We start from the raw sequence: 24816 nt of genomic DNA, 5'->3' as shown, positions 1-24816 counted from the left end.
CTTTGTTCGCATATCTACCATGCCCACCTTTGCCCGCAGGCTTCATCAGCGTGAAGACAGTAGTGGGTTATGGGTGAAAGGGGATTGGCGGAACTTACGGCACATCTATATTAGCAATTGTCACTACCCAGCAAAAAAGGATCAATCCGGATTGAAGATTTTGAATCGATTGGCGACAGATGTTGGCTTGATGTTGCGCAGACCGCCGCGACAGCAATATGCGGCGCTGTGCTATCGATTGTCCAAGAAGAATCCGGAGCCGGAAGTGTTGCTGCTGACCAGCCGGGATACGGGACGCTGGGTCATTCCCAAGGGCTGGCCCATGGCCAACAAGAAGGCCCATGCGGTGGCCGAGCAGGAAGCCTATGAGGAAGCCGGTGTCAAAGGCACGGTGGAAAAGGCGCCCTTCGGTTATTACGAATATGAGAAAAAGCTGAACAGCGGCGTCAACGTACCGTGCAGGGTTCAGGTGCATCTGCTCGAAGTTTCGGAGATGCAGGAAAGCTTTCCCGAAAAGCAATCCAGACGGCTGGAATGGGTCAGTCCCCAGGAAGCGGGAAAACGCGTCAACGAGCCGGAATTGAAAGCACTGATGCACGCTTTCGACAAACGGATGACGCATTCGAAATAGCGCGCCCGCCCCGAACGTGGCAATGTGCAGTTTGTTTTTCCAACATGGCTTTTATCGTCTTTCCTTTTGGAAAGATGTGCGAGATGTAACAGTCTTTCTGTAAAATTGCCTTCAACCTGCGACACTGCCGGACGAAAGGGAATGCTGGCAAACGAGGTCTGAATGGCAATCAAGCCGCCATCGAATATGAAACCGACGCTCGACAAGGATCTCGACAAGATTACCCGTGTCGAAGAGGCGACGCTGCATGTCACGCAGCAGCTTGCCGGCCTTGGCGCGGGGTTCATGTTCGTTGTCCTGGCGGCCATCTTCGCCGGCGTCTTCGTCACCGGCACCGCGGGTTCGGTCATCATCATCGCCGCCGTCGCCATCGGCGCCTATATGGCTATCAATATCGGCGCGAATGACGTCACGAACAATGTCGGCCCGGCGGTTGGGGCCAAAGCCATGCCGCTTGCCGCCGCCCTCATCATCGCCGCCATCTGCGAGATTGCCGGCGCGCTGATCACCGGCGGCAATGTGGTCGAGACCATCTCCAGCGGCATCATCAATATCGAGACAATTCCCGACAGGACCGCCTTTTCATGGGCAATGCTGTCGGCGCTTCTCGCCGCCGGCCTTCTCGTCAATATCTCGACATGGACCAAGGCGCCGATTTCCACCACCCATACGGTGGTGGGCGGGGTTGCGGGCGCGGGAATGGCCGCCTATGGGGCGAAGGCGGTCGACTGGATTTCGCTCGGCAGCATTGCCTTCGCATGGGTTCTGGCACCCTTTATCAGCGCCATCATCGCCGTCGCCATCCTTGCTTTCATCAAGGAATTCATCATTTACCGCGAGGACAAGCTCACCTCCGCCCGACTGTGGGTTCCGGTTCTCATCGGTTTGATGGCGGGCGTCTTTATGGCCTATCTCATCTGGGTGGGATTGCGGCAGCTCATGCATGTGTCGCTTGGCCATGCCAGCCTCACTGGGCTGGTGACCGGGCTCGTGGTCTGGCGGCTCTGCGTGCCGATCATCCGCAAACAATCGGAAGGATTGGAAAACCGCAACCAGTCGCTTCGAATCCTGTTCCAGTGGCCGCTGGTTCTCGCCGCCGGCCTTATGTCTTTCGCCCATGGGGCGAACGACGTTTCGAATGCCATCGGGCCCGTTGTTGCCATCGTGCGGGCCCTGCATGACGAGGCGGTGAGCACATCCGCCCGCGCACCGATGTGGGTAATGCTGGTCGGTGCCTTCGGGCTTTCCTGCGGTATTCTTCTTTATGGCCCGCGCCTCATCCGTCTCGTCGGCGAGCAGATCACCAAGCTCAATCCGATGCGCGCCTTCTGCGTTTCCGTGGCCACGGCGCTCACCGTGCTCGTTGCCTCACGCTTCGGCCTGCCGGTCAGCACCACCCACACGGCAATCGGCGCGGTGTTTGGAGTGGGTTTCTTCCGCGAATGGTACACGCAATCGTCGCGGCGACGGCAGGAGCTCGTTCAGGCTGGTGACGGCAGGCCCCGCCGGTCCGAAAGATATGCCGACAATCCTTCCGAGATACGCCGCCGTTATCTCGTCCGCCGCTCCCACTTCATGACGATCATCGCCGCCTGGCTGGTCACCGTTCCTTCCAGTGCAGCGCTTGCGGCGCTGCTTTACTGGCTCATGTCGTCCCTCTTTCTCTGAACCAGAAACAGAATCCCATGCGCGCCAATTTCCGGATGCAACGCCTGTATATCGAAGCCAGCCTTGTCGAAGGCGTCGCGCAGGAGGCGACGGGGGAACAGTTCAACTATCTCGCCAATGTGCTGCGCATGACCGACGGTGCGGAAATCCTGCTGTTCAACGGTCGCGATGGCGAATGGAAAGCGAAACTTGCCTTTCCGAGCCGCAAGAAGATCGTGCTCGTCCCCCTCGAGCAGACACGGCCCCAGCCGAACGCCCCGGACCTGCATTATCTTTTCGCGCCGCTGAAAGTCGGGCGCATGGATTATCTGGTGCAGAAGGCGGTGGAGATGGGCGCCGGCCTGTTGCAGCCGGTGATGACGCAGCATGTTCAGGGCAAGATCCACAATACCGAAAAACTGCGCGCCAACGCCATCGAAGCCGCCGAGCAGTGCGGCATACTGTCCCTGCCCGAGGTGGCCGAGCCGGTGAAACTGAGGGATATGCTCGAAACCTGGCCCCACGACCGGCGCATCATCTATTGCGACGAAGGCGATGCGGGGCAAAATCCGCTGCCGATCCTGCAAGCCGTCACGGAGCGCAAACTTGCCCTGCTGGTCGGCCCGGAAGGCGGATTTTCCGAGGAAGAAAGGGAGCTTCTGCGCGGCCTTGCCTTCGTTACCCCCATTCCGTTGGGGCCGCGTATCCTGAGGGCCGATACGGCCGCCGTCGCTGCGCTCGCGGTCATTCAGGCGGCGATCGGCGACTGGAATTGAATGGCCCCATTGCGCTTCATGCATCTTTAAAAGAAATTCATTTGCCTCCGGATACGATCCGGCCCTATCTGCCAATCATATGCCTCGCCGCAACAGAGACGTCATAACAAGGTAAGCCATGGCACGCGACACGACCGACCAGACCCCCCTCTCCTCCGTCACGGAGCTTACAGATTATCTGGCGGGCGGTTGCAAAGCTGAAGCCGACTTCCGCATCGGCACCGAACATGAAAAATTCGCGTTTTTCCGCGAGGATAACAGTCCCGTTCCCTATTTCGGCGAAGCCAGCATTTCAGCACTTTTGAAGGGCATGCAGGAAAAGCTCGGCTGGGAGCCGATCATGGACGGCGGAAACATCATCGGCCTTGGCGAGCAGCACGGCATGGGCGCCATTTCCATCGAGCCGGGCGGCCAGTTCGAGCTGTCGGGCGCGCCGCTCGAAAACCTGCACCAGACCTGCAAGGAATCCAACCAGCATCTGGCGACGCTGCGCGAAGTGGCCGAGCCGATGGGCATCCGTTTCCTCGGCATCGGCGGTAGCCCGCTGTGGAGCTACGACGAAACGCCGCGCATGCCGAAATCGCGTTATGCGATCATGACGCGCTATATGCCGAAGGTCGGGACCAAGGGTCTCGACATGATGTACCGCACCTGCACCATTCAGGTTAACCTCGATTTCTCCTCCGAAGCGGACATGCGCCGGAAGATGCGCGTTTCCATGAAGCTGCAATCGCTGGCAACGGCGCTCTTCGCCTCCTCGCCCTTCACCGAAGGCAAGCCGAACGGTCTTCTTTCCTGGCGCGGCGATATCTGGCGCGACACCGACAATCGCCGCTCGGGCGTGCTGCCCTTCACCTTCAGCGATGACTTCGGCTTCAAGGACTATGTGGAATGGGCGCTCGACGTGCCGATGTATTTCATCGTGCGCGACGGCAAATATCATGATTGCACCCATGTCACTTTCCGCCAGTTCATGAACGGTGCGCTGAAGGGTGAAATCGCCGACTGGCAGCCGACCATGGGTGACTGGACGAACCATCTTTCCACCCTGTTCCCGGATGTGCGCCTGAAGCGCTTTCTGGAAATGCGCGGTGCGGATGGCGGCCCGTGGAGACGCATCTGCGCCCTTCCCGCTTTCTGGGTCGGCCTTCTTTACGATGACGAGGCGCTGACCGCTGCCGATGCGCTGACCGCCGGCTGGAGCTTCGACGAGGTCATCGCCCTTCGCGATGCCGTTCCGGCCAAGGGTCTTTCCGCCGAGATCGCCGGCAAGCCGCTTCTCGGTCTCGCCCGCGAGGTGCTCGACATTTCCCGCACCGGCCTCAAAAACCGCAAGCGCCTGAACGGCGAAGGCCAGGACGAGACCGTGTTCCTGTCGTCGCTGGATGAAGTTCTTGCCAAGAAGACCACGCTCGCCGAAGACCTGCTTGCGCTTTACAACGGTCGCTGGGGTGGCTCCGTGCTGCCGGTGTTCGAAGAATATCAGTATTGAGGCAGTGCCGCTAAAATTGCGACGCCATTAAAAAAGCCCGGCGCGGCTGAGGGGCCTGACACCGGGCAAAGGCAGGGCTATTGGCAAATCACCCTGCGGGGAAAACTTTTCCGTTCGAAAGCAATTCCGGCGGCTGGAGGTCTGCCGGAATTGCCCGAACATTCTGGAACGTTTTGGCGCATTTCCGGACGGAAAACCGGGGCCCGCTTTTCCTCGAAATGCTTTAAACGGTCTTGAACCGGGTCACCGCGCGGTTGCGTGCGGCGCGGGTCAGATGCGCGGTCGGATCCTCGAGCAGGCCGGTATTGAGCGCATCCCTCACATCCGAGCGCGCCAGACCGATATCGGCCAGAAGGCGGTCATCGAGTTCCGTGAGACCATTGGCCACGATACGATTGTAGATGCGCTGCAAGAACGTTTTGACGCGGAAAGCAAAGAGGCTGGCGACACGACGAAGCGTATCGTTCTGCCTGGAGGTTGCGAGTTCCAGTTCCATTCTCCGTTCTGCCGTGCGCATGACACTTATCCTCTCGTAACGGCACGATGCGGCACCGCCCCCGGCGCACCACGCGCGAGAAGCTGCCTCGGGTTGAGGGCCTGACGTTTCACCGGCCCGGGGTTGATATTGATTTGCTGGGTGTCAAAATGTCGCAAGACTATTGATCAGTCCAACGAATGTTTCTAATGTGAGGCATCAATCATTCTGATGGATGACCATCCATGTCCGCACCTCTCGACATAGATCAGCTGCATACCTTCATCGCCATCGTCGATACGGGCAGCTTCACCAAGGCCGCAGACCGCGTTTTCAAGACGCAATCCGCCGTTTCCATGCAGATGCGACGGCTGGAAGAACGGATCGGCAAGCAGCTTTTCGCCAAGGACGGGCGTGGCAACCGCCTGACGGCGGAGGGCGAGAAGCTGATGAATTACGCCCGCCGCATCATCCGCCTCAATAACGAGGCAATCGCCGCCTTCGACGACAACCGGCTGGAAGGCATGCTGCGCATCGGCACGCCCGATGACTATGCCGACCGCTACATGCCGGAGATTATCGGGCGCTTCGCCAAGACCCATCCCAATGTCGAGCTTTATATCGTCTGCGAACCTTCGGTCAGCCTTGCCGAAAAAATGGCGCGCGGCGAGCTGGATATCGCGCTCGTCACCCATAATCCGCGCGCGCGCTCCTCGGATGTGGTGCGCACCGAACCGCTCTGCTGGGTCGCTTCCGCCAACCATCCGCTGAAGGACGATGCACCCGTGCCGCTCGCCGTCGGGCGGCGCGATTGCCACTGGCGCCAGCTTGCCTGTTCGGCACTCGATGCCGATGGGCGTGACTATCAGGTCCTGTTCACGAGCTGGTCTTCCACCGTCGTCGCCGCCGCCGTGCTGGCGGGCATGGCCGTCTCGGTGCTGCCGGAATCGGCGCTGCGCACCGGCATGAAGGTTCTGACCGCCGCGGACGGCTTCCCGCCCCTGCCGCCGGTGCAGATCGGCCTGATGAAACGGCCCGGCCTCTCCCCTTCGCTGGTGAACGCCATCACCGACCACATCACTGCCTGCCTCGACAATATCTCGCCGATGAGCGTTGCCGACGAAATGGACAGCGATGTGAAGACCTACCCCAAGATGCCACGCCTGCGCGCCGGGCACATGCTGCCGGGGTGGTAAGAGGATAGTACAAATACCCGGGGATGGCGTCGCCTATGCGTGAGGCTTTGTCATCAGCCTCAAGCCGGCTAACCCCGCTCCTCCCGTCGCTCGTCCGCGCTTTCTCTGTTACCGCGCCCGCAGCGTGGCAACCGCCAGCAGCGTATCGGCGCTGATGCCCACCGAACCACTGCCGTTGAAGAGCGTCATGATCGGATCGGTGGTGTTCTGCTGATTGTCGTACATGATGGTGAAACGGGCGACCAGCTTCTTGACCTTTTCCGGATCCTGAAAATCCTCGATGTCGAAATATTTCTTCATCATCGTCACCTGCGTATCGACCTCGGCATTGGCGAGTTCGTCCGGAATCCCGAAAGTGGTGTTGATGAAGCTCTGGAGCGCCGTGTCGGCGAGGATCGAGTAATAGGACGTCGTTCCGGCCGCCATGCGCTGGAAATAGAGCGCCAGGCGCACACCGGCATTTTCTTCGCCCGCCTGCGTTTCCAGCGTCTGGGTGAGGTAGTTGTCCAGCGTCTTGTAAAGGCCGCGCCGCGTCTGGATCAGGCTGCGGTCCTCGTGAAGAAGCGTACCGTCGGTATTGAAGTTGAAGGCGGTGACGAGGCGGCGGAAGACCGGATCCATCTCCTTGTTGACGTAACTGTCCTTGTCATCGAGCTTCGAGGTGAAGGCCTTTTCGAGCTGTTCCTTCGTCACGCTTTCGGGATCGATGCCGAGCGATTCCATCGCGAATTTCGTCAGGCGATCATCGCTCAGGAATTCCTTGAGCGTCTTGATCTTCTGCATCTCGGCCGTGAAATATTCCGATTCCTTCTTCGCCGTTTCCTTGTCCTTTTCCGTGCCGAAAGCCGATTTTTTCTTGATGTAGTCGGCCGACATGGTCTGCATCTCGATTTCCGACTGCGCCAGAACCGGTGTTCCGACGCTGCCATCGGAGGCGAAATTGAACAGCTCCGCCAGCTTGACATAACGCTCGTCTTTCAGCGTGTAGACGAAGCTCTTTTTATCCTGCAGATCGCTGGTGAGCACCTTGCGAATATCGGCAGAATTCACCTTGGCCGGATCGAGGCCGACGGCTTTCAGCGCATAGGTATAGACCGCGCTGCTGTCGATGAAATCCTTGACGGATGTGACGCTGGCTATATCGCTCTTGAACAGCTTCAGCGCCTTCTCGTCGGCGGCATCATCCTTGTCGTTATAATAGGTCATATAACCGCTGGTGGTGGTCGCGGTCTGTGCCGTCGTCTGTGGTGTCGTGCCGGCTGCCAGCGTTCCGTCGGTCTGGAAATTGAAGGCATTTCTCAAGGCAATATAACGCTTGTCATTCTTGCCAACGGTCGCGATGTAGTTGCTCGGATCGCTCAGATCGCTGGTCAGGATATTCTGGATCGTTGCCGTGACGACTGTGAGGTCGTTCAGGTCGAAGGCCGTCCTGATATAGTTGAGAAGCCGGGTATCCGACGTCAGTTCGGTTACCGTCTTGATCGAACCGATCTTCGATTCGAAATAATCGCGGTTCAGCGTGGCGACGGTCGGCGTCACGCGCGGGGCGCTGCCGATATAGGCATCCGTCAGGGCCTTGAGATTATCCGCCGTCTGCGCTTGACCGGCGGTCACCGTGCCGTCGTTCTTGAACTCGAAGGCGGTGGCGAGCTGCGCCATCTTGTTATATTGCGTCACGGTGCTGGTGAGCGTCGTCTGCTCGGCCTTGATGGCGGCGAGCTTCGCTTCCCACTCATCCTGCGGCGGCAACACCGCCTCGAGCTGGGTCAGCTGGTCCTGGCGCGTCACCTTTTCCGCCTCCAGCGCCGTGCGCTCCTCGGCCGTCAAACCGGTGCCGGCGAGTTCGGTGTCGATTGCGGTAATCCGGGCGGTGACCTGCGCGTGCAGTTCGATATTGCCCTTCATCGTCAGTTTTTCGACCGCGTCATTATAGGCCGCGCCGTATTTCTGGTTGATGTAGCTGTCGGGATCGTTGATGTCGCTCGTCATCAATCCCTTGATATGGGCATAGGAATAGGTCTTCTCATCGATGCCGAAGACCTGAAAGATATAGGCGCGGGTGCGGTCGTTGCGCAGCAGCTGGTCGACATTGGTCACCGTGCCGACGATCGCCTTGTAATAACGGGTCTCTTCCGCAAGGCTGTCATCGAGATCGGTTATCGACGTATCGTAAAGCCCGATCATCTTGTCGAGCTGCGCTTCCGTCTGAACGGTCTTCGTCGATGTGGTGAAGTTGAAGGCTGCGGCAAATTCCCGATACCGCTCATCGGTGAGCTTGTTGGCGAAGCTGTTCTGGTCGTTCAGATCGCTTTCCAGCACCTTTTTCATGAAGGCCTTGGCATAGGTCATCTCGCCGAGACCAAAGGCATCCATGGCATAGGAATAGAGCTGGTAATTGTCGAGGAACTCATCGACGCTTTTCACATTGCCGATGTTTTCCTTGTAATATGTCGTCTGCCGCTCGATGAGCCCCTGCTGCGACACGCGCGACAGGCTTGCCTTCATATCGCGGTTGATCAGGTCGTAGCTGAGATAAGTCGATACCATCCGAATGCCCCTTGGAGACCCGCGCGTCGCTTCAGACGCCGAATGCTCCGGTTTTCAATCCACCCATCGCGCCTCCATCGGGACGCACGGCAAGCCTTTGCCTGACTGTGCGGGAGACGCCTTGCCCGGAGCTTGAAAGAGCACAATTTCGGCCGGGATAAAAACCGCATTGTCCCGATCTCTTTTACCTAAGCGAAACCATGCCACAGTGTGTTTTGCTAACCATTTGGGAATGCAAAGTTTTCTTAACCGCGATTTTTAAGCAGTCTCGAACAGGCGGCGGATATTCTCCCGACATCAGAGGACGAAAAGTCCCGATGAGAAGACCGGAAACCGGCTCTCAGGTAAAACAAGGGTAGAATAAACATGACCAAGACCGTTCTGAAGCCCGACTGGGCCGTCGCCACTCTCAGACTCGACCCGGCACGTTTTCCGCAACAGGTCACTTATGGAAAAGGCAACGGCGCGAGCGATGTCGCCGTCACCCTCGATGAACGGGGCGCCGTTCTGAGAAAGGTTCTTTCCTCTTCCGGCCTGCCTCTGTCCTTCGCTTTGCCAGCCCGCGCCTTCAAGGGCGTTGCCGCCCGCGCCATCGACCATGGCGACGGACAGGTAACGGTGACGCTGGAGCTGCACCATGACGATCCGGATCTCTGCGTTCCGCTTCTCGTCGCCCACGATCTCTGCGATATCGCCGCCGACTGGCGCAGCTGGTCCGAGGCCTACCGTATTCCCATGCTGATGGTGGAAGCCGATGGCGTCGCCCGTCCGCTGGAAGAACATCTCGGCAAGGTGCGCACCCAGAATACCCGCCCGCGCCGCCGCCATTCCTATTTCGCGGACCGCCGTCCCCGCTTCCTCGTTCGCCGCTCCACCGGTTCGCTGGGCATGAGCATGAAGATCGAGGGCAAGGAAATCATCGCCCGCAGCTGATAATCTTCAGCCAGACAAATCAAAAAGCCCGGCGCGGATGACGCGGCCGGGCTTTTTCATTTCGTGTTTTCACAGGCTTACGCCAGCAGGAGCGGCAGGATGAGGCCTGCGAAAATCAGCACGCCGACGCGGTTGTTGGATTTGAACAGCACGAGGCACTGATCGACGTCGTCGATATTAAGCACCCAGACCTGCCGGAACAGCATGATGGCCGCAGCGGCAAGGCCGCTATAGGCAATGACGTTAACCCCCGCGATCCAGAACGACAGGAACATCATGACAAGGGCTGTGCCATAAAGGAAAACCAGCCAGCGATGTGTATTCTCGCCAAACAGCAGGGCGGTTGAACCGATGCCCACGGCGGTGTCGTCTTCCTTGTCCTGATGGGCGTAGATTGTATCATAACCGATCGTCCAGGCGATGGAGCCGACATAAAGCAGGACAGCCGGCCAGGCGATCGATCCGAACTGTCCCGCCCAGCCCATCGGCGCACCCCAGGAAAAGGCAAGGCCGAGGAAAAATTGCGGCCAGTTGGTGAAGCGCTTGGCGAAGGGATAGATCGCCACGAAGATCAGCGAGAATATGCCGGTGGCGATTGCGAAACTGTTGAACTGCAGGAGCACGACAAGCCCCGCAAGCGCCTGCAGGACGATGAAGAGCTTGGCCTGCGACCGGCTCACGCGGCCGGAAGGCAGCGGCCGCGAACGGGTGCGCGCCACGGCCATGTCGATCTTGTGGTCGGCCAGATCATTATAGGTGCAGCCCGCGCCGCGCATCGCCACCGATCCGATGAAGAACAGCACCAGATGCCAGATCAGCGTCGCCCAGGAAAAGCCGCCGCTCGCCATCGCGACATTTGCCGCAAGGGCTGCGGACCAGAAACATGGCCACATCAGCAATTGCCAGCCGATGGGGCGATCCCACCGGGCCAGTTGCGCATAGGGCCAGAGGGGCCTCGGCAAAATCCGATAGACCCAATTATTGGATGGCGCGTCGGAGACGCGATCTGACAAATCGCTGTGGTGAACCATGGGATGGTTCTACAGCATCGGCAGGAAAATCGGAATGGATTTCAGCACCCGGCCGCACACGCGGAAAAGCCCCGCAGCGGTTTCGCCACGGGGCTTTGCAGGACGATATCTCGGCTATTTATCAGGGCAGCGAGAAATTGAACTTGTAGCTCGCCTGAACGCCGATGATGAACTGGTTCTTCGAGCCGCGCTCGCGCACTAGCGAACTGTCGGCGGCGTCACCGGTCAGGCGGCGATATTCCGCAAACGAGCCGACTTCGGCGTTTTCGGTGACTTTCCAGGTGATGGCAGCGCCGATGCCGGCGGAATGCAGGCCGCCGCCCGGGCTATAGGGCGATGGCGCGCCGGCAGCCGTCTGCGCGGCGCTTACGCCGTAATAACGCTCATTGTATTTGCTGCTCACCCATGTCGCGCGCGGACCGGCAGAAATCTGGATGCCGGGGGCGATATCGGTGAAGGCATCGACGGCAACATCTCCGACCACGCCGCTATGGCTGCGAATGCCCTGACGGACTTCGCCGCGAACGCGCAGCCAGTCGGTCGGATAGGCCTCAGCGAAACCGCCAAGCTCGCCGCCGCGCTTGATGCGGGTCATGCCCTTCAGATCGGACGAGTCGCCCTCGTCACGCGGGGATACCAGCTTTCCGGCAAGACCCATGCTGATCGGGCCATTGTCCAGAAGCGAAATCGAGGCGCTGTCGTTACGCGAGGTGAAACGCGCGCCCTGGCCCTGGCGGCCGAGCGAAATGATGGGCGAAAAGCCGAATTCATTCTTGTTGTCGCCCTGATATTTCGGTGCGGTAAAACCCGCGCCGCCGAGCTTCAGATACCAGTCGCCGGAAAACCAGCCTTCCGCATGGGCATTGCCCACGGCAAAAAGCGACAGGACACAGGCGGCGGCTGCCGCTGATGGCTTGAACATGAAAGAACCCCAGAAACGCAATACAGACAGGTGTCCGTAGAATTAGAGGGATTGTCTTTCCATTCCATTAACCGTCACTGGGCCCTCGTCAGAACGTCACCTTCTCCAGCGGCGTGCGCGTCTTCTCGAATTCCAGCAGCTTCGCTTCGTTCTGCGCAATGTAGTCGCGACTATGCGGCACGGCATCGCGATCCTTGGCGATCTGGATCTGGAAAATGTGGAAGTTTTCGTGGGTAAAGGCCATTTCCGACCCCGCCAGATAAAATTCCCACATGCGGAAGAAGCGTTCGTCATAAAGCGCTACCGCTTCTGCCCTGCGCGCCACGAAACGCTCCCGCCAGTGGCGAAGCGTATGGGCGTAATGCATGGGCAGGATTTCGATATCCTTCACCAGCAGCCGCGATTTTTCGATGGCCGGCAGCACCTCGGCAAGCGAGGGAATATACCCGCCGGGGAAAATATATTTTTCGATGAAGGGGTTGGTCGCCAGCGCCGGATAGGGCTGGCCGATGGAATGCAGCACCATCACGCCCTTATCGTCCAGCACCTCCGCCACCTTGTCGAAATAATCGCGATAATGGGTCGGCCCGACATGTTCGAACATGCCGACGGAGACGATGCGATCGTATTTTTTCGAAGCCGGCAGGTAGCGATAGTCCTGCAATTCGAAACGGACATTTGCCGCAAGGCCCCGTTTGGCGGCGCGGTCGCGGGAAACGCGCAGCTGTTCTTCGCTGAGCGTAATGCCGGTCACATCCGCACCGGCGCTTTCGGCAATATACATCGCCATGCCGCCCCAGCCGGAGCCGATTTCCAACACGCTCTGGCCCGGCTCGGTCATCAGCTTGGCGGCTATGTGCCGTTTTTTCGCGACCTGCGCTTCATAGAGACTGATGCCGGGCGGATTGAAATAGGCGCAGGAATATTGCCAGTCCTCATCGAGGAAGAGATCGAACAGCTTGGCGCTCAGATCGTAATGATGGGCGACGTTGCTCTTGTTGTGGTTGACCGGCAGATGCATCTTGATGCGGGCGGCGATGATGCGCGCCATGCCGCGCCAGATCATGCCGAAGGACAGCGCCTCACTCAGCGTATTGCCCTTCACCAGTGCAAGGAAATCGTAGATGTCGCCTTCCGCGACCTTCGCCCGGCCTTCCATATACATTTCAGCCAGCTTTAGCGCCGGATCGGCGGCGATCTCCTGCATGGCGGCTTCGTCGGTGAAGTCCAGAACCACCTTTTTTCCCGCGCCGTTGCCGAATGTGCGGCTGCCGCCCGGGCTGTTGACGGTGAGATCACCGGTCTTGATTATCTTTTCGAGAAGAACATGCAGAGACGACGCCATGGCACCCCCAATTGCTAAGTCTCACTTATCAATTTCGCTGACCGTATTCCTTTCGGCACAAGTTTCAAGATAGTCTTATTTCAAAAAAATTGAACGATTTCATCAAGCAAAAAGCCCCGCCGGGGTGTGCGGCGAGGCTTTTTGGTAAAAAATCATTTCAACCGCAGGTCAGCGTCGCTTCATGGCTTCAGCCAGAGCGGCGGCAAGCGCACCACCGGTTTGCGACCCCTCGTTGCGCTCCTTCGGCTTGGATGTCGCGTGCCGCATGGCGCTGGCATTGCCCTTCTCGCGCATCGGCTGCGGCGCTGCCTCGCCGCCATCCTTGCGCATGGTGAGACCGATGCGCTTGCGCTTCACATCCACTTCCACGACACGCACCTTGACGACATCGCCCGCCTTCACGACCTCATGCGGATCCTTCACGAAACGATCGGCCAGCTGCGAGACATGCACCAGCCCGTCCTGATGCACGCCGATATCCACGAAAGCGCCGAAGGCGGCGACATTGGTGACGGTGCCTTCCAAAAGCATGCCCGGTTTCAGATCGGTGATCTCGTCCACACCCTCGGCGAAGGTCGCGGTCTTGAAGCTCGGGCGCGGGTCGCGGCCGGGCTTTTCCAGTTCGGCGATGATGTCTTTTACCGTCGGCAGGCCGAATTGCTCGTCGATGAACTTCTTCGGATCGAGCGCCTTCAACGCGGCGCTGTCGCCCATCAGCGAGCGCAAATCGCGGCCGCAGGCGGCAACGATTTTTTTTGCCACGCCATAGGCTTCCGGGTGAACCGAGGAAGCATCCAGCGGCTCCTTGCCGTTCGGGATGCGCAGGAAGCCGGCGCATTGTTCGAAGGTGCGCTGGCCGAGGCGCGGTACCTTCAGCAATTCCTTGCGGCTGGCGAAGGGGCCGGTCTGGTCGCGATGGGCGACGATGGCATCGGCAATCGAGCTGCCAAGACCGGACACCCGCGCCAGAAGCGGCGAAGAGGCGGTATTGAGATCGACGCCGACGGCGTTCACCGCATCTTCCACCACAGCATCGAGCGAGCGGCTGAGACGGCCCTGATCGACGTCATGCTGGTACTGACCGACACCGATGGATTTCGGCTCGATCTTCACCAGTTCCGCCAGCGGGTCCTGAAGGCGGCGGGCGATGGAGACGGCGCCGCGCAGCGAGACATCGAGATTGGGGAATTCGGCGGCGGCCCGTTCCGAGGCGGAATAGACCGAAGCGCCCGCCTCCGAGACGATGACCTTGGTGGGCTTTGCCCCCGAAGCCGGCATCTGCGCCAGAAGATCGGCGACCAGCTTTTCCGTCTCGCGGCTGCCGGTGCCATTGCCGATGGCGATCAGCTCAACATTGTGCTTGCGGATGAGGACCGCAAGTTCCGCCTGCGTGCCGCGCACATCGTTCTTCGGCGGGAAGGGATAGACCGTCGTGGTATCAAGCAGCTTGCCGGTGCCATCCACCACCGCCACCTTGACGCCGGTGCGGATGCCCGGATCGAGCCCCATGGTGGCGCGGGAACCGGCGGGGGCTGCCAGCAGCAGATCCTTGAGATTGCGGGCGAAAACATGGATCGCCTCTTCTTCTGCGCGCTCGCGCAATTCGCGCATCAGATCGAGCGAGAGCGACATGGAAAGCTTCACCCGCCACGTCCAGCCAGCCACTTCCATCAGCCATTGATCGGCGGGGCCGGCATTGCGGATATCGAAGGCGGCGGCGATGGTACGCTGTGCGGGTTTGACCGGTGAGGGATCGTCCGCATCGACATCGATTGTCAGCGTCAGCACTTCCTCGTTCCAGCCGCGCAGCATGGCCAGCGCCCGGTGGCCCGGCACCGTCGCCCAGCGCTCGAAATGATCGAAATAGTCGGAGAATTTCTCACCCGCCGCCTGCTTGCCATCCACGACTTTGGCGCGGAAGGTGGCGTTCTGGCGCATGTAATCGCGCAGGCGGCCGAGCAGATCGGCATTTTCCGTCATGGTTTCCGCCACGATGTCGCGCGCGCCCTCCAGTGCCGCCTTCACATCGGCCACCTCACCCTGAACATAAGCTTCCGCCAGTTTCGCCGGATCGGCGGCGCGGTTCTCCCAGATGGCTTCCGCCAGCGGGCCGAGACCGCGTTCGCGGGCGATTTCGGCACGGGTGCGGCGCTTCGGCTTATAGGGCAGATAGAGGTCTTCCAGCTCCGCCTTGGTGCCCGCCTGCATGATCTTGACCATCAGTTCATCGGTCATCTTGCCCTGACCGGTGATGGAATCGACGATGGAGGCGCGGCGCGCATTAAGTTCGCGCAGATAGACAAGACGTTCCGAAAGCGTGCGAAGCTGGGTGTCGTCCAGCCCTCCCGTCACTTCCTTGCGGTAACGGGCGATGAAGGGAACGGTTGCACCCTCGTCCAGCAGCGCCACCGCCGCCTTTACCTGATCGGGGCGGGCGTTGATTTCGGTGGCGATGAGCGAGGCGAGGCGGGCATTATCTGCGGTCATAGGGGACTCTTGGGGGTTCTCTGCTTTCACGTCTGGAGCGGCGAACATAATGTCTGATTGTGGCGTGACAACAAGAGGCGGCAACGATTCCACAGGAAAGGCGGCCTTCAAGGGAAAGACGGGCATTTGCGGCGCTTTCTCCTTGACCTTTCGCCCCCCTGCCCTTAACGCCCCTGACACAAGGTTACTGGCGAATTTGCAGGGATATTGACCATGAAAGTTCTGTTGATCGGTTCCGGCGGACGCGAACATGCGCTGGCGTGGAAAATCGCCCAGTCTCCCCTGCTCGATGAGCTTTATGCCGCCCCCGGCAATCCCGGCATTGCCGACCATGCGACGCTGGTGGCGCTGAACGTGGAAGACCATGCGGCCGTCATCGTCTTTGCCAAGGAAAAGGCAATCGACTTCGTCGTCGTCGGTCCGGAAGCGCCGCTGGTTGCGGGTCTTGCGGATGACCTGCGCGCCGCCGGCATCGCCACCTTCGGCCCCTCGAAAGCCGCCGCCCAGCTTGAGGGCTCCAAGGGCTTCACCAAGGATCTCTGCGCGCGCTACGATATTCCGACCGGCGCCTACCAGCGTTTCAAGACCGTCGAACCGGCCAAGGATTATGTTCGTCACCAGGGCGCTCCCATCGTCATCAAGGCGGACGGGCTTGCCGCAGGCAAGGGCGTGACCGTGGCCATGACGGAAGCGGAAGCGCTTGCCGCGATTGACGACTGTTTCGACGGCGCTTTCGGCGCGGCCGGCGCCGAAGTGGTGGTGGAGGCCTTCCTCGATGGCGAGGAAGCCAGCTTCTTCTGCCTTTCCGACGGCAAGACCGCACTGGCGCTCGCCACCGCGCAGGATCACAAACGGGTCGGCGATGGGGACACCGGCCCGAACACCGGCGGCATGGGTGCCTATTCCCCCGCTCCTGTGATGACACCGGCCATGGTGGAGCGCACCATGAAGGAAATCATCGAGCCGACGATTTCGGGCATGGCCAAGGATGGCAATCCCTTCTCCGGCGTGTTCTTCGCCGGGTTGATGATTACCGCCAAGGGCCCTGAACTCATCGAATATAACGTGCGTTTCGGCGATCCCGAATGCCAGGTGCTGATGATGCGCCTGAAAAGCGATCTGCTGCCGATCCTCTATGCCACCGCCACCGGCACGCTGGACAAGGTTGAGGCGGAATGGCGCGACGATGCGGCGCTGACTGTCGTTCTCGCCTCGAAGGGTTATCCCGGCGCTTATGACAAGAACACGCCGATCGCCCATATTCCCGAGGCGAGCGAAGAGGCAAAGGTGTTCCATGCCGGAACCGCGCTGAAGGACGGCGGGCTGGTGGCGACGGGCGGACGCGTGCTGAACGTTACCGCCCTTGGAAAGACCGTCACGGAAGCGCAGTCCCGCGCCTATGCGTTGGCCGACAAGGTGGAGTGGGAAAACGGCTTCTGCCGCCGCGATATCGGCTGGCAGGCCGTCGCGCGCGAAAAGGCCTGATCCTTAAGGCAAACGGGATTGGGCGCGAATATTTCGTTCAATTTTTACCAAGTTTGCTGACCCGATGGAAACGAAACATCGGTAATACTCGCCGGAACATTGAAGGGCGCATTGCGTCTCGATCACGAGGCCGCGCCGTCATTTCGGGGGTTTTTCGATGCGTCGTCTTTTTCTGACAGCGATTGTCGCGCTGACCGGCGGGTCGGCGATGGCGTCTTCCATCGAATATATAAACGGCGTGCATGTGGCCAACGGCAGCTTCATTCGTCGCGATTGCGCGGGCTGCAAGCCCATGAAGGGCAAAGCCGTGGCGCAGGGTTACGCCGTTCCCTCCATTGAGCCGGGCACGCAGCACACGGAAATGCGCGAAGTCGACGGCAAGCGCACCCTGCTGCGCACCGAAGCCTGGCTTGGCGGCGCGCCCGTTACCTTCGTCAGCACCAATCCGGCATGGATGGCGGAAACCCCGAGCACGGCCATCGCGACCTATGACGACGCAGAACCCGTGGCACATCCCGCTGAGACGGTTTCGACATCGGCCGGTATCGACGTGACGACGACCACGGCAGCCGTCAAGGAAATTTCCACCGAAAACGCAGCCGAACCGGCCAGCGCCTCGGTGATCGCCGCCCCCCAGTTCCCGGATTTCCAATTGCGCGGCAATTGACCGGCCGATGACGTCTTTCATGACGAAGGTCAAATAATCGCGTCATCGCTGCATTCCCGAAATGGCGCCGCAACCATGCGGGGAATATTGCTTTTTCTCCCGCATATTCTACCTGTCGGGCCTGATAAAGCTTTCGCTAATTAAATATTTATTCAAATTTTTAGCCGCTAAGTGCGTCTATAGTGCGATGCAGCACAGAATGAGGCCACGGCGCGGACACGCGCTTTTGGGCCCTTTTATCGCGCATCATGCGCCTCTCCCTTCTCCGAAACATCGGTACCGCGCGGCGTTTTCAGGCGCGCGATCCCAAACGCTTGTGAGCGCCCATGAAGAACCTTTCCATTTCCCGTCAGTTGATCGTTCTCGTGGTGGCCCTGATGGCCGCCTTCGCCGTGGCGACGTTTTACCAGCTGAAATCCGCCACCGACGCGATCTATGAGGAACGCTACGGCATGCTGCGGACGCAGGTGCAATCGGCAATCTCTATCCTGCAATCCTTCCACGACAAGGAAAAGGCCGGAACGCTTTCGCGCGACGAGGCCATGAAACAGGCTTACGCCACCGTCAGCGCCATGCGCTTCACGCCGGACGGCTATCTGTTTGGTTACGATTACGACGTGACGATGAAGTTCCATCCCGATGCCAAGCGCGTCGGCGAAAGCTTCAAGGGCAAGCCGGACAGCAAGGGTTTCGCCTATCGTGACGAGCTGGTGCGGCTTGGCCGCAATGGCGGCGGCCAGACGGATTTTTACGGTCCGAAGCCCGGCATGGAAGGCAATGACTACGCCAAGAGCTCCTATGCCCTTGCCTTTGAGCCCTGGCAGGTGGTGGTCGTGACGGGCGTTTACATCGATGATCTGAACGCGCAGGTTCGCGGCGATGTGATGAAGGCGCTGTCGATCGGCGCGCTGATCTTCGTGCTGGCGCTTGCCGCAGCCTTCTACGTCATCCGTGGCATTTCAAAGCCGCTCGGCGACATCCACCGTGCGCTTGGTGAAGTGGCCAATGAAAACGTCTCGCTCGCCATTCCCCATACCGGCCTGACCAACGAGGTGGGCATGATGGCGAAGGCCACCGCCTCGCTTCAGGACAAGGTGCGCGAGCGCCATGCCATGCAGCGCCGTGAGGAAGAACAGCAGCGGCAGCTCAATGCGGAGCGCCAGAGCAATCTCGACATGCAGCGCGACGAGGCAGAATTGCAGGCGCGCGTCGTCACCACCATCGGCGAGGCGCTGGAAAAGCTGGCGGGCGGCGATCTGACCGTGCGTTGCGGCGATCTCGGTAATCGCTACGCGGCGCTGCGCGCCAATTTTAACGAGGCCCTGATCCATCTCGACGCCGCCATGGCCAAGGTGAATTCCAAGAGCATCGACATCGGCGGCTCCAAGGAGGAAATCCGCAAGGCTTCCAACGAGCTTTCGCAGCGCACCGAACGGCAGGCGGCCAATCTGGAAGAAACCTCGGCCGCTCTCGATGAATTGACGGTTGCGGTGCGCCAGACGGCGGAAGGGGCGGCCGACGCCGCCAAGCGCGTCACCACCGTCAGCTCCGAAGCCATCCGCAGCGACCGGGTGGTGGAAGAGGCGATCACCGCGATGAGCGGTATCGAACAGTCTTCCGACCAGATTTCCAACATCATCGGCGTAATCGACGACATCGCCTTCCAGACCAACCTTCTGGCGCTGAATGCCGGTGTGGAAGCGGCACGTGCCGGTGAGGCCGGCAAGGGCTTTGCCGTGGTGGCGCAGGAAGTGCGCGAACTGGCGCAGAAATCCGCCGCCGCCGCCAAGGAGATCAAGGACCAGATCGCCCGCTCTTCCGCCCAGGTGGAAAACGGCGTGCGCCTCGTCGGCGAGGCCGGTGATGCGCTGAAACGCATCTCGGACCAGATCAAATCCGCAAACGAGATCGTCAGTAAGATCGCCCATTCGGCCGCCGAACAGGATACGACGCTGCGCTCGATCTCCTCGTCGCTCAACCAGCTGGATGTCGCCACCCAGCACAATGCGGCGATGGCGGAAGAAACCACGGCTTCGGCGGAGGCGCTGGCCGTGGACACCGAGGAACTGCTGAACCTCATCCGCGGCTTCCGCGTCTCCTCCGGCCACCAGCTTCATGGCATGGCAGAGCAGATGCGCATGGCGGGGTGATACGCCCCAGGACCATCGATGAACACCGGCGCCGGGGGAAACTCCGGCGTTTTCTTTTCAAGCATTTCCAGGAAAAGTGGAACCCGGTTTTCCGTCCGGAAATGCGCCAAAACACTCTAACGGGTCAGCGCATCCAGCCGGTCGATATCGGCAGGTGAAAATACGGCAATACCGGCTTTTTCGAGCAGCGCCGCCGTCACCCCGTTGCCCGCGTGTTTGACGCCAGAAAACGAACCGTCATAGATCGCAACCGACCCGCAGGACGGGCTGCCGTCAATCAGAAGCGCGTATGTGCAGCCATTGGCCCTGGCGAAGGCCAGCGCCCTTTCCGCGCCGGCGATAAATTGCACCGTGACATCGCCACCGCTGACCTCCAGCACACGGGCGCGGCCCTCCAGCACATCGACACCGGAGGCACCATTTTCGATTTCCGCCTGCGGCCGCGGCACGGGCATGCCGCCCGCCATCTCCGGACAGATCGTGACCAGCCTGCCCTCGCTTCGCCAGCGGTCTATCGCCGGGTGGGCGAAGGGTTTACCTCTGCCGTCATAGCGGACCGGTTGGCCGAGGAGGCAGGCGCTGATGAGGATTTTGGGGGTGTGGGTCAATGGGGTCATCCTGCAAGGTCGCGGGCGCAGCTTACCCCCCTCTGCCCTGCCGGGCATCTCCCCCTCAAGGGGGGAGATCGGCAAGGGGCATGCTCACCGCTCTTCCCTAGACGTTCAATGTGGCTGAGAGGTTGCCACGGGTCGATCTCCCCCCTTGAGGGGGAGATGTCCGGCAGGACAGAGGGGGGTGAACCGCACACACTGACATGTACGTCTACCCCGAAACCCCTCACCCCGTTATCTTCGAGAAATCCGCAACTGTTCCGGTCGCTTCGCGAATAGCCTTCAGCAGCGCCAGACGGTTTGCACGGATGGCGACATCCTCGTCATTAACGAGCACATCCTCAAAGAACTTATCGACCGGCGCACGAAGCGTCGAAAGCGCCTGCATGGCAGAGCGGAGATCCTCGCCCGCAACAGCCTTCGCAGCGTCGGCAGATGCGGTCTTGATCGCCGCATAAAGCGCCTTTTCGGCATCGAGCTTCAACAGCTCTTCCGAAACGCCATCGGCCACCACGGTGCCCTTCTTTTCCTCGGCAGCCAGAAGCTGGGTGGCGCGCTTGGCGCCTGCCAGAAGGTTGCGGCCATCCTCGCCGGTGATGAAGGCGGTGAGCGCCTCAACACGGCGGGCGATCATCAGCAGATCGTCGGATTCCGGCGTCAAAACGGCGTCGATCAGATCGTAACGCGCGCCGAGGTCGCGCAGATAGACCTTCAGGCGATCATGGAAGAAGGAGAGAAGGTCCGGGTCCTTCGCAACGCTCAGCAGCGGAAGCCGCACGTTTTTCTCAAGCAGAATGCGGACCACACCCAGCGCCGCACGGCGCAGCGCGAAGGGGTCCTTCGAACCGGTCGGCTTCTCGTCGATGGCCCAGAAACCAACGAGTGTATCGAGCTTGTCGGCCAGAGCGACCGTGATCGCCACCTTGTCGGCCGGCAGGCGGTCGGAAGGACCCTGCGGCTTGTAATGGTCTTCGATGGCGGCAGCCACGCTTTCGTTTTCGCCCTGCAGCGTCGCATATTTGCGGCCCATCAGGCCCTGAAGCTCTGGGAATTCACCGACGGCTTCGGTGCGCAGGTCGGCTTTCGCCAGAACAACGGCGCGGTCCACCAGATCGGCATCGGCGCCGACAACCGGGGCCAGCGCCTTTGCCAGTTCGCGAATACGGGCGACGCGCTCACCCTGCGTACCGAGCTTTGCATGGAAGGTCACGTTGAGCGCATCGAGCTTGGCCATGCGCTGGTCGAGCGGCTTATTGAGGTCGAGGCCGAATTTCGCGGCCGAGTCCTTCAGCGTCTCAAGATCAGGCAGATCGCCCTGGTCACGGGTCCAGAAATGACGGGCGTCGGACAGGCGTGCGCGCACGACCTTGCCGTTTCCGTGGATGATTTCCTTGCCGCCGTCGCTTGCCTCGATGTTCGAGATCAGGATGAAGCGGTTGGAAAGACCCTCTTCCGCACCCTGATTGCGGGTGACGAAACACTTCTGGTTGGTCTTGATGGTGAGGCGAATGATTTCCGCCGGGATCTGCAGGTAATCTTCCTCGAAGGTGCCCATCAGAACCTGCGGCCATTCGACGAGGCCAGAGACTTCTTCCAGCAGGCCTTCATCTTCCACCAGTTCAAGACCGTTGGCGAAAGCGAGATCCTTGGCGTCGTGCAGGATGATATCCTTGCGGCGTTCGGCATCGAGAACGACCTTCGCCTTTTCGAGGCTCGAGACATAATCCTCGAAACGGCGCACGGTGATCGGGCCGGGTGCATGGAAACGATGGCCATAGGTGACGTTTCCGGCGACGATGCCGTCGATGGCGAAAGGAATGACCTGCGTTTCGTCATGTTCGGGGCCGAACAGGCAGACGATGGATTGCAGCGGGCGCACCCAGCGCAGGCTTTCCGAACCCTTGCCTTCGATACCGGCATAGCTCGAACCCTTCGGCATGGAGGCGGGGCCGGAGCGCATGGATTTCGGCCAGGGGAAGGAGCGGATGATGCCAGGCATCACCTCGGCGATGATCTCTTCCGCCGGGCGGCCGGGCTTGTTGATGATGGCGATGTAGAAATCGCCCTTCTTCGGATCGGAAACGACCTGCGCTTCCGAAATGTCGTTGAGGCCGGCGCCGCGCAGAAAGCCCTCGATGGCCTTTTCATTGGCGTCGGTGCGCGGGCCCTTCTTTTCCTCGCGCACATCGGCGGAGCGGGCGTTGAGGCCGCGAATATCCAGCGTCAGGCGGCGCGGCGTCCAATATTCGCGCGCACCCTCATAGGTCAGCCCTCTCTCCACCAAGGCATCGGTGACGAGTTTCTTCAGATCGCCCGCCGCCTTGCGCTGCATGCGGGCAGGGATTTCTTCGGAGCGAAGTTCAAGCAGAAGATCGGGCATGGGATAAGGACTTTAATCTGTTGCAAAAGAGTGTCGCGGACTTAGCAAGACCAGCGGCAAAAGTCACCAGCTATCGGTTAAATTACCGCCGGCGGGCGTTACCAGCCGCCACCACCACCGCCCCCGCCGCCGGAGCCGGAAAAACCGCCGCCGCCACCGCCCGAAAAGCTGGAGCCGGACGAGCTGACAGGCTGGGGAATGGTGGAGGCGATGGTATTGGCCATGGAGGTGGAAAAGCCGCCGATCCTGTCGCCAAAGGTTCCGTAATTGCTGCCCGCATACCAGCCGGGCGCATAACTTGCAGCAGCGGCACCGGCAGCGGCCGTTGCAAGCCATGCCTCGAAGGTGCGGCTCCACGGTTTTTCAACGCCGAGCGCCACGGCATAGGGCAGCAACGTCTCGAAATGCTGCGGCGACATGGCGGGCGCGCCGGCCATGTTCATCCGGTCTTTTTCCGCCAGCGTCAGATAGGTTCGGAGGCCCTCAATGCCATCCATCAGCTTGCGGCCGAGCGGCGTCGGCGCGCCCATCAGGAACAGGAACAGCGCGTTGGTGAGCACGATGCCGCCGATGGCGGCCAGTGCCAGCGACTTGGTGTCATGCGTCACATCCAGCAGGATTTGTGTGGCGATGCCGCCAATGGCGGAAAAGGCCACGAAACCGGCAAAAGCCAGCATGACAATGCCGCCTATCCGCTTGCGTAGCGGTGCGCCGCGCGAAAACTGGCGGCCGATGCCGATCGACAGGATGCTGAAGAAGAAGGCGAAAAAGCCGAAGACCAGCACGGCGGCAATGGCGCTTTCATCCAGATCGCCGAAGATCAACGTCGCAACGATGAGGGCGATGCTGAGGAAGATGCCGAACACGGTGTAACCGGCATTGCTGCGGTAATATTTGCCGCGATGTTCTTTCTCTATCGCCGCGCGGAACTGTTTTCCGACCTTTTCAACTTCCGTCCCATGGGCCTTGTCGATGGTCAAAGTCTCGCCCGGACTGCCGATGGAGGCAAGCAGCGTCTTCTGGCCGGTCGGCAGGTTGTCGGCCGTCGCCTTTTGCGTGCGGCGGATGACGATGGCGTTCTTCAAATCCTCCAGAACGACATAACCCTTCACCGCCAGATCAAGAGCCGAGGCAAAGAGCGCCGTCCAGCCGGCACCTGAAAACCCGCGATTATCGACGTAATTGACCAGAGCCGGCGAAAGCCCCTCCGGCGCATCCCAGCGCGGCACGACCACACCCTTCGCCGGATCGCGGCCGACGGCGAACCAGGCGCGCAGGTAATAAAGCAGCACGGCGAAAAGCCCGCCGCCCGAAAGCAGGATGGCGAGATTATCCCGCAGCCACCAGCCCGCCTCCTGTGAGGTGTCTGGTGCCGCAATCGCGCCCTTGGGGAGCTTGACGGCGACCGTCATGCCCTCGCCAACCGTAAACGGGCGGGTGGAGGCGAAGAATACCTCGTTACCTTCGCTCAAGATGCGCGCATCCTTGCCCTTCGCACCCCGCGGCCCGGTGAAGACGTCGGTATCCGTTGCCTTCACGCCCTCCGGCAGAGTGATGGTCGCGGAAATCTCGCCCATGGGGAATTGCCAGCCATTGCCGGTGACATTCCAGGTCAGCTCGTCATAATCGCTGAAATAACGAATCTGCCGGGCGGTGGTGTAAGTGATCTGGAAGATGTGCTCGCCGGTCGGCAGAAAACGCTCGGCGCTGCCGGTATAGATGCGGATGCCGCCCTCGATATTCTCGGTGCGCCAGTTTTCCGGCGCGCCATCGCGCTCCACCGAAACGACGTTGAAATCCACCTTGGTGCGGCGGTTATTCGCATCCAGCGCATAAAGCGGGAAATCGCGGAAGATGCCGCGTTTGATGTTCTGCCCTTCCGCGCGGGCGGTGATGGTTTCCGTCACCGTCAGCTTGCCATCCGCCGCCAGCTCGATGACGGAATGGTAGGAGCGGATGAATTCATCCGCGAAGGCCGGGAAGGCCGCGCCCAGGAAGACGAACAGCGCGAGAAGTCTTGCGGCGATGGTCTTCACGGGCG

18 protein-coding genes are annotated in these 24816 nt (G+C 60.4%); 9 read left to right on the top strand and 9 right to left on the bottom strand.

The window, feature by feature from the left end; translation table 11 throughout:
* Positions 1 to 190: 190 nt before the first annotated feature.
* The 4 genes from PIB16_RS02700 to PIB16_RS02685 all read left to right on the top strand — a co-directional run bounded on the left by PIB16_RS02700 (position 191) and on the right by PIB16_RS02685 (position 4546).
* Positions 191 to 631 (top strand): NUDIX hydrolase, encoded by a 441-nt coding sequence (locus PIB16_RS02700; protein ID WP_065654391.1) that lies wholly within the window; start codon positions 191 to 193, stop codon positions 629 to 631.
* Between the two features lie 162 nt (positions 632 to 793).
* The gene (locus PIB16_RS02695; RefSeq protein ID WP_065654392.1) at positions 794 to 2299 is read left to right on the top strand and encodes an inorganic phosphate transporter; all 1506 of its coding nucleotides are present in this window, start codon (positions 794 to 796) and stop codon (positions 2297 to 2299) included.
* A 17-nt stretch (positions 2300 to 2316) separates the two neighbouring features.
* The gene (locus PIB16_RS02690; protein ID WP_174035664.1) at positions 2317 to 3054 is read left to right on the top strand and encodes a 16S rRNA (uracil(1498)-N(3))-methyltransferase; all 738 of its coding nucleotides are present in this window, start codon (positions 2317 to 2319) and stop codon (positions 3052 to 3054) included.
* 118 nt (positions 3055 to 3172) lie between these two features.
* Entirely contained in the window at positions 3173 to 4546 is a 1374-nt protein-coding gene (locus tag PIB16_RS02685) for a glutamate--cysteine ligase (protein WP_004432797.1), read from the top strand.
* Positions 4547 to 4769: 223 nt separating this feature from the next.
* Here PIB16_RS02685 and PIB16_RS02680 read toward each other — a convergent pair whose 3' ends face one another.
* Positions 4770 to 5063, bottom strand: a complete 294-nt coding sequence (locus PIB16_RS02680) for a DUF1127 domain-containing protein (RefSeq protein WP_174035662.1) — start codon at positions 5061 to 5063, stop codon at positions 4770 to 4772.
* A 203-nt stretch (positions 5064 to 5266) separates the two neighbouring features.
* Between PIB16_RS02680 and PIB16_RS02675 the strand changes: the two genes are divergently transcribed.
* Entirely contained in the window at positions 5267 to 6217 is a 951-nt protein-coding gene (locus PIB16_RS02675) for a LysR substrate-binding domain-containing protein (RefSeq protein WP_004432791.1), read from the top strand.
* Positions 6218 to 6325: 108 nt separating this feature from the next.
* Here PIB16_RS02675 and PIB16_RS02670 read toward each other — a convergent pair whose 3' ends face one another.
* A complete protein-coding gene (locus tag PIB16_RS02670) occupies positions 6326 to 8764 on the bottom strand; it encodes a DUF1217 domain-containing protein (RefSeq protein WP_271044927.1) in 2439 nt (812 codons plus the stop codon).
* A 366-nt stretch (positions 8765 to 9130) separates the two neighbouring features.
* On the opposite strand from PIB16_RS02670, the gene PIB16_RS02665 reads away from it, so the two are divergent.
* Positions 9131 to 9697, top strand: a complete 567-nt coding sequence (locus PIB16_RS02665) for a DUF6101 family protein (protein ID WP_080855983.1) — start codon at positions 9131 to 9133, stop codon at positions 9695 to 9697.
* Between the two features lie 77 nt (positions 9698 to 9774).
* On the opposite strand, the gene ubiA is transcribed toward PIB16_RS02665, so the two are convergent.
* The 4 genes from ubiA to PIB16_RS02645 all read right to left on the bottom strand — a co-directional run bounded on the left by ubiA (position 9775) and on the right by PIB16_RS02645 (position 15482).
* On the bottom strand, positions 9775 to 10728 hold the full coding sequence (ubiA, locus tag PIB16_RS02660; protein ID WP_059760697.1) for a 4-hydroxybenzoate octaprenyltransferase: 954 nt from the start codon (positions 10726 to 10728) through the stop codon (positions 9775 to 9777).
* Between the two features lie 121 nt (positions 10729 to 10849).
* Positions 10850 to 11650, bottom strand: coding sequence for a MipA/OmpV family protein (locus PIB16_RS02655; protein WP_031234593.1), 801 nt, complete (start codon positions 11648 to 11650; stop codon positions 10850 to 10852).
* Positions 11651 to 11738: 88 nt separating this feature from the next.
* Positions 11739 to 12995, bottom strand: a complete 1257-nt coding sequence (locus tag PIB16_RS02650) for an SAM-dependent methyltransferase (protein ID WP_174035660.1) — start codon at positions 12993 to 12995, stop codon at positions 11739 to 11741.
* Between the two features lie 168 nt (positions 12996 to 13163).
* Positions 13164 to 15482 carry a Tex family protein gene (locus PIB16_RS02645; RefSeq protein ID WP_142844002.1) on the bottom strand — a complete coding sequence of 773 codons (2319 nt, stop codon included), beginning with the start codon at positions 15480 to 15482 and terminating at the stop codon, positions 13164 to 13166.
* Positions 15483 to 15695: 213 nt separating this feature from the next.
* Here PIB16_RS02645 and purD point away from each other — a divergent pair, with 213 nt between their 5' ends.
* From purD to PIB16_RS02630, 3 genes are all read left to right on the top strand, one after another.
* Positions 15696 to 16967, top strand: coding sequence for a phosphoribosylamine--glycine ligase (purD, locus tag PIB16_RS02640; RefSeq protein WP_271044926.1), 1272 nt, complete (start codon positions 15696 to 15698; stop codon positions 16965 to 16967).
* Between the two features lie 157 nt (positions 16968 to 17124).
* Positions 17125 to 17634 carry a plant virulence effector HPE1-like domain-containing protein gene (locus tag PIB16_RS02635; RefSeq protein ID WP_065654400.1) on the top strand — a complete coding sequence of 170 codons (510 nt, stop codon included), beginning with the start codon at positions 17125 to 17127 and terminating at the stop codon, positions 17632 to 17634.
* A gap of 326 nt (positions 17635 to 17960) precedes the next feature.
* On the top strand, positions 17961 to 19784 hold the full coding sequence (locus PIB16_RS02630) for a methyl-accepting chemotaxis protein (protein ID WP_271044925.1): 1824 nt from the start codon (positions 17961 to 17963) through the stop codon (positions 19782 to 19784).
* 116 nt (positions 19785 to 19900) lie between these two features.
* Here the strand turns inward: PIB16_RS02630 and PIB16_RS02625 are convergent, their stop codons facing one another.
* The 3 genes from PIB16_RS02625 to PIB16_RS02615 form a co-directional block, all read right to left on the bottom strand.
* The gene (locus PIB16_RS02625) at positions 19901 to 20392 is read right to left on the bottom strand and encodes a DUF523 domain-containing protein (protein ID WP_271044924.1); all 492 of its coding nucleotides are present in this window, start codon (positions 20390 to 20392) and stop codon (positions 19901 to 19903) included.
* A gap of 229 nt (positions 20393 to 20621) precedes the next feature.
* Entirely contained in the window at positions 20622 to 22775 is a 2154-nt protein-coding gene (gene glyS / locus PIB16_RS02620; RefSeq protein WP_271044923.1) for a glycine--tRNA ligase subunit beta, read from the bottom strand.
* Positions 22776 to 22873: 98 nt separating this feature from the next.
* Positions 22874 to 24811, bottom strand: a complete 1938-nt coding sequence (locus PIB16_RS02615; protein WP_271044922.1) for a DUF2207 domain-containing protein — start codon at positions 24809 to 24811, stop codon at positions 22874 to 22876.
* Positions 24812 to 24816 lie beyond the last annotated feature (5 nt).

Source organism: Agrobacterium sp. ST15.13.015 (assembly GCF_027871645.1).
Classification (GTDB): domain Bacteria; phylum Pseudomonadota; class Alphaproteobacteria; order Rhizobiales; family Rhizobiaceae; genus Agrobacterium; species Agrobacterium leguminum.
The sequence above is the reverse complement of the archived record's forward strand: the minus strand, read 5'-3'. Positions and strand labels throughout refer to the sequence as shown.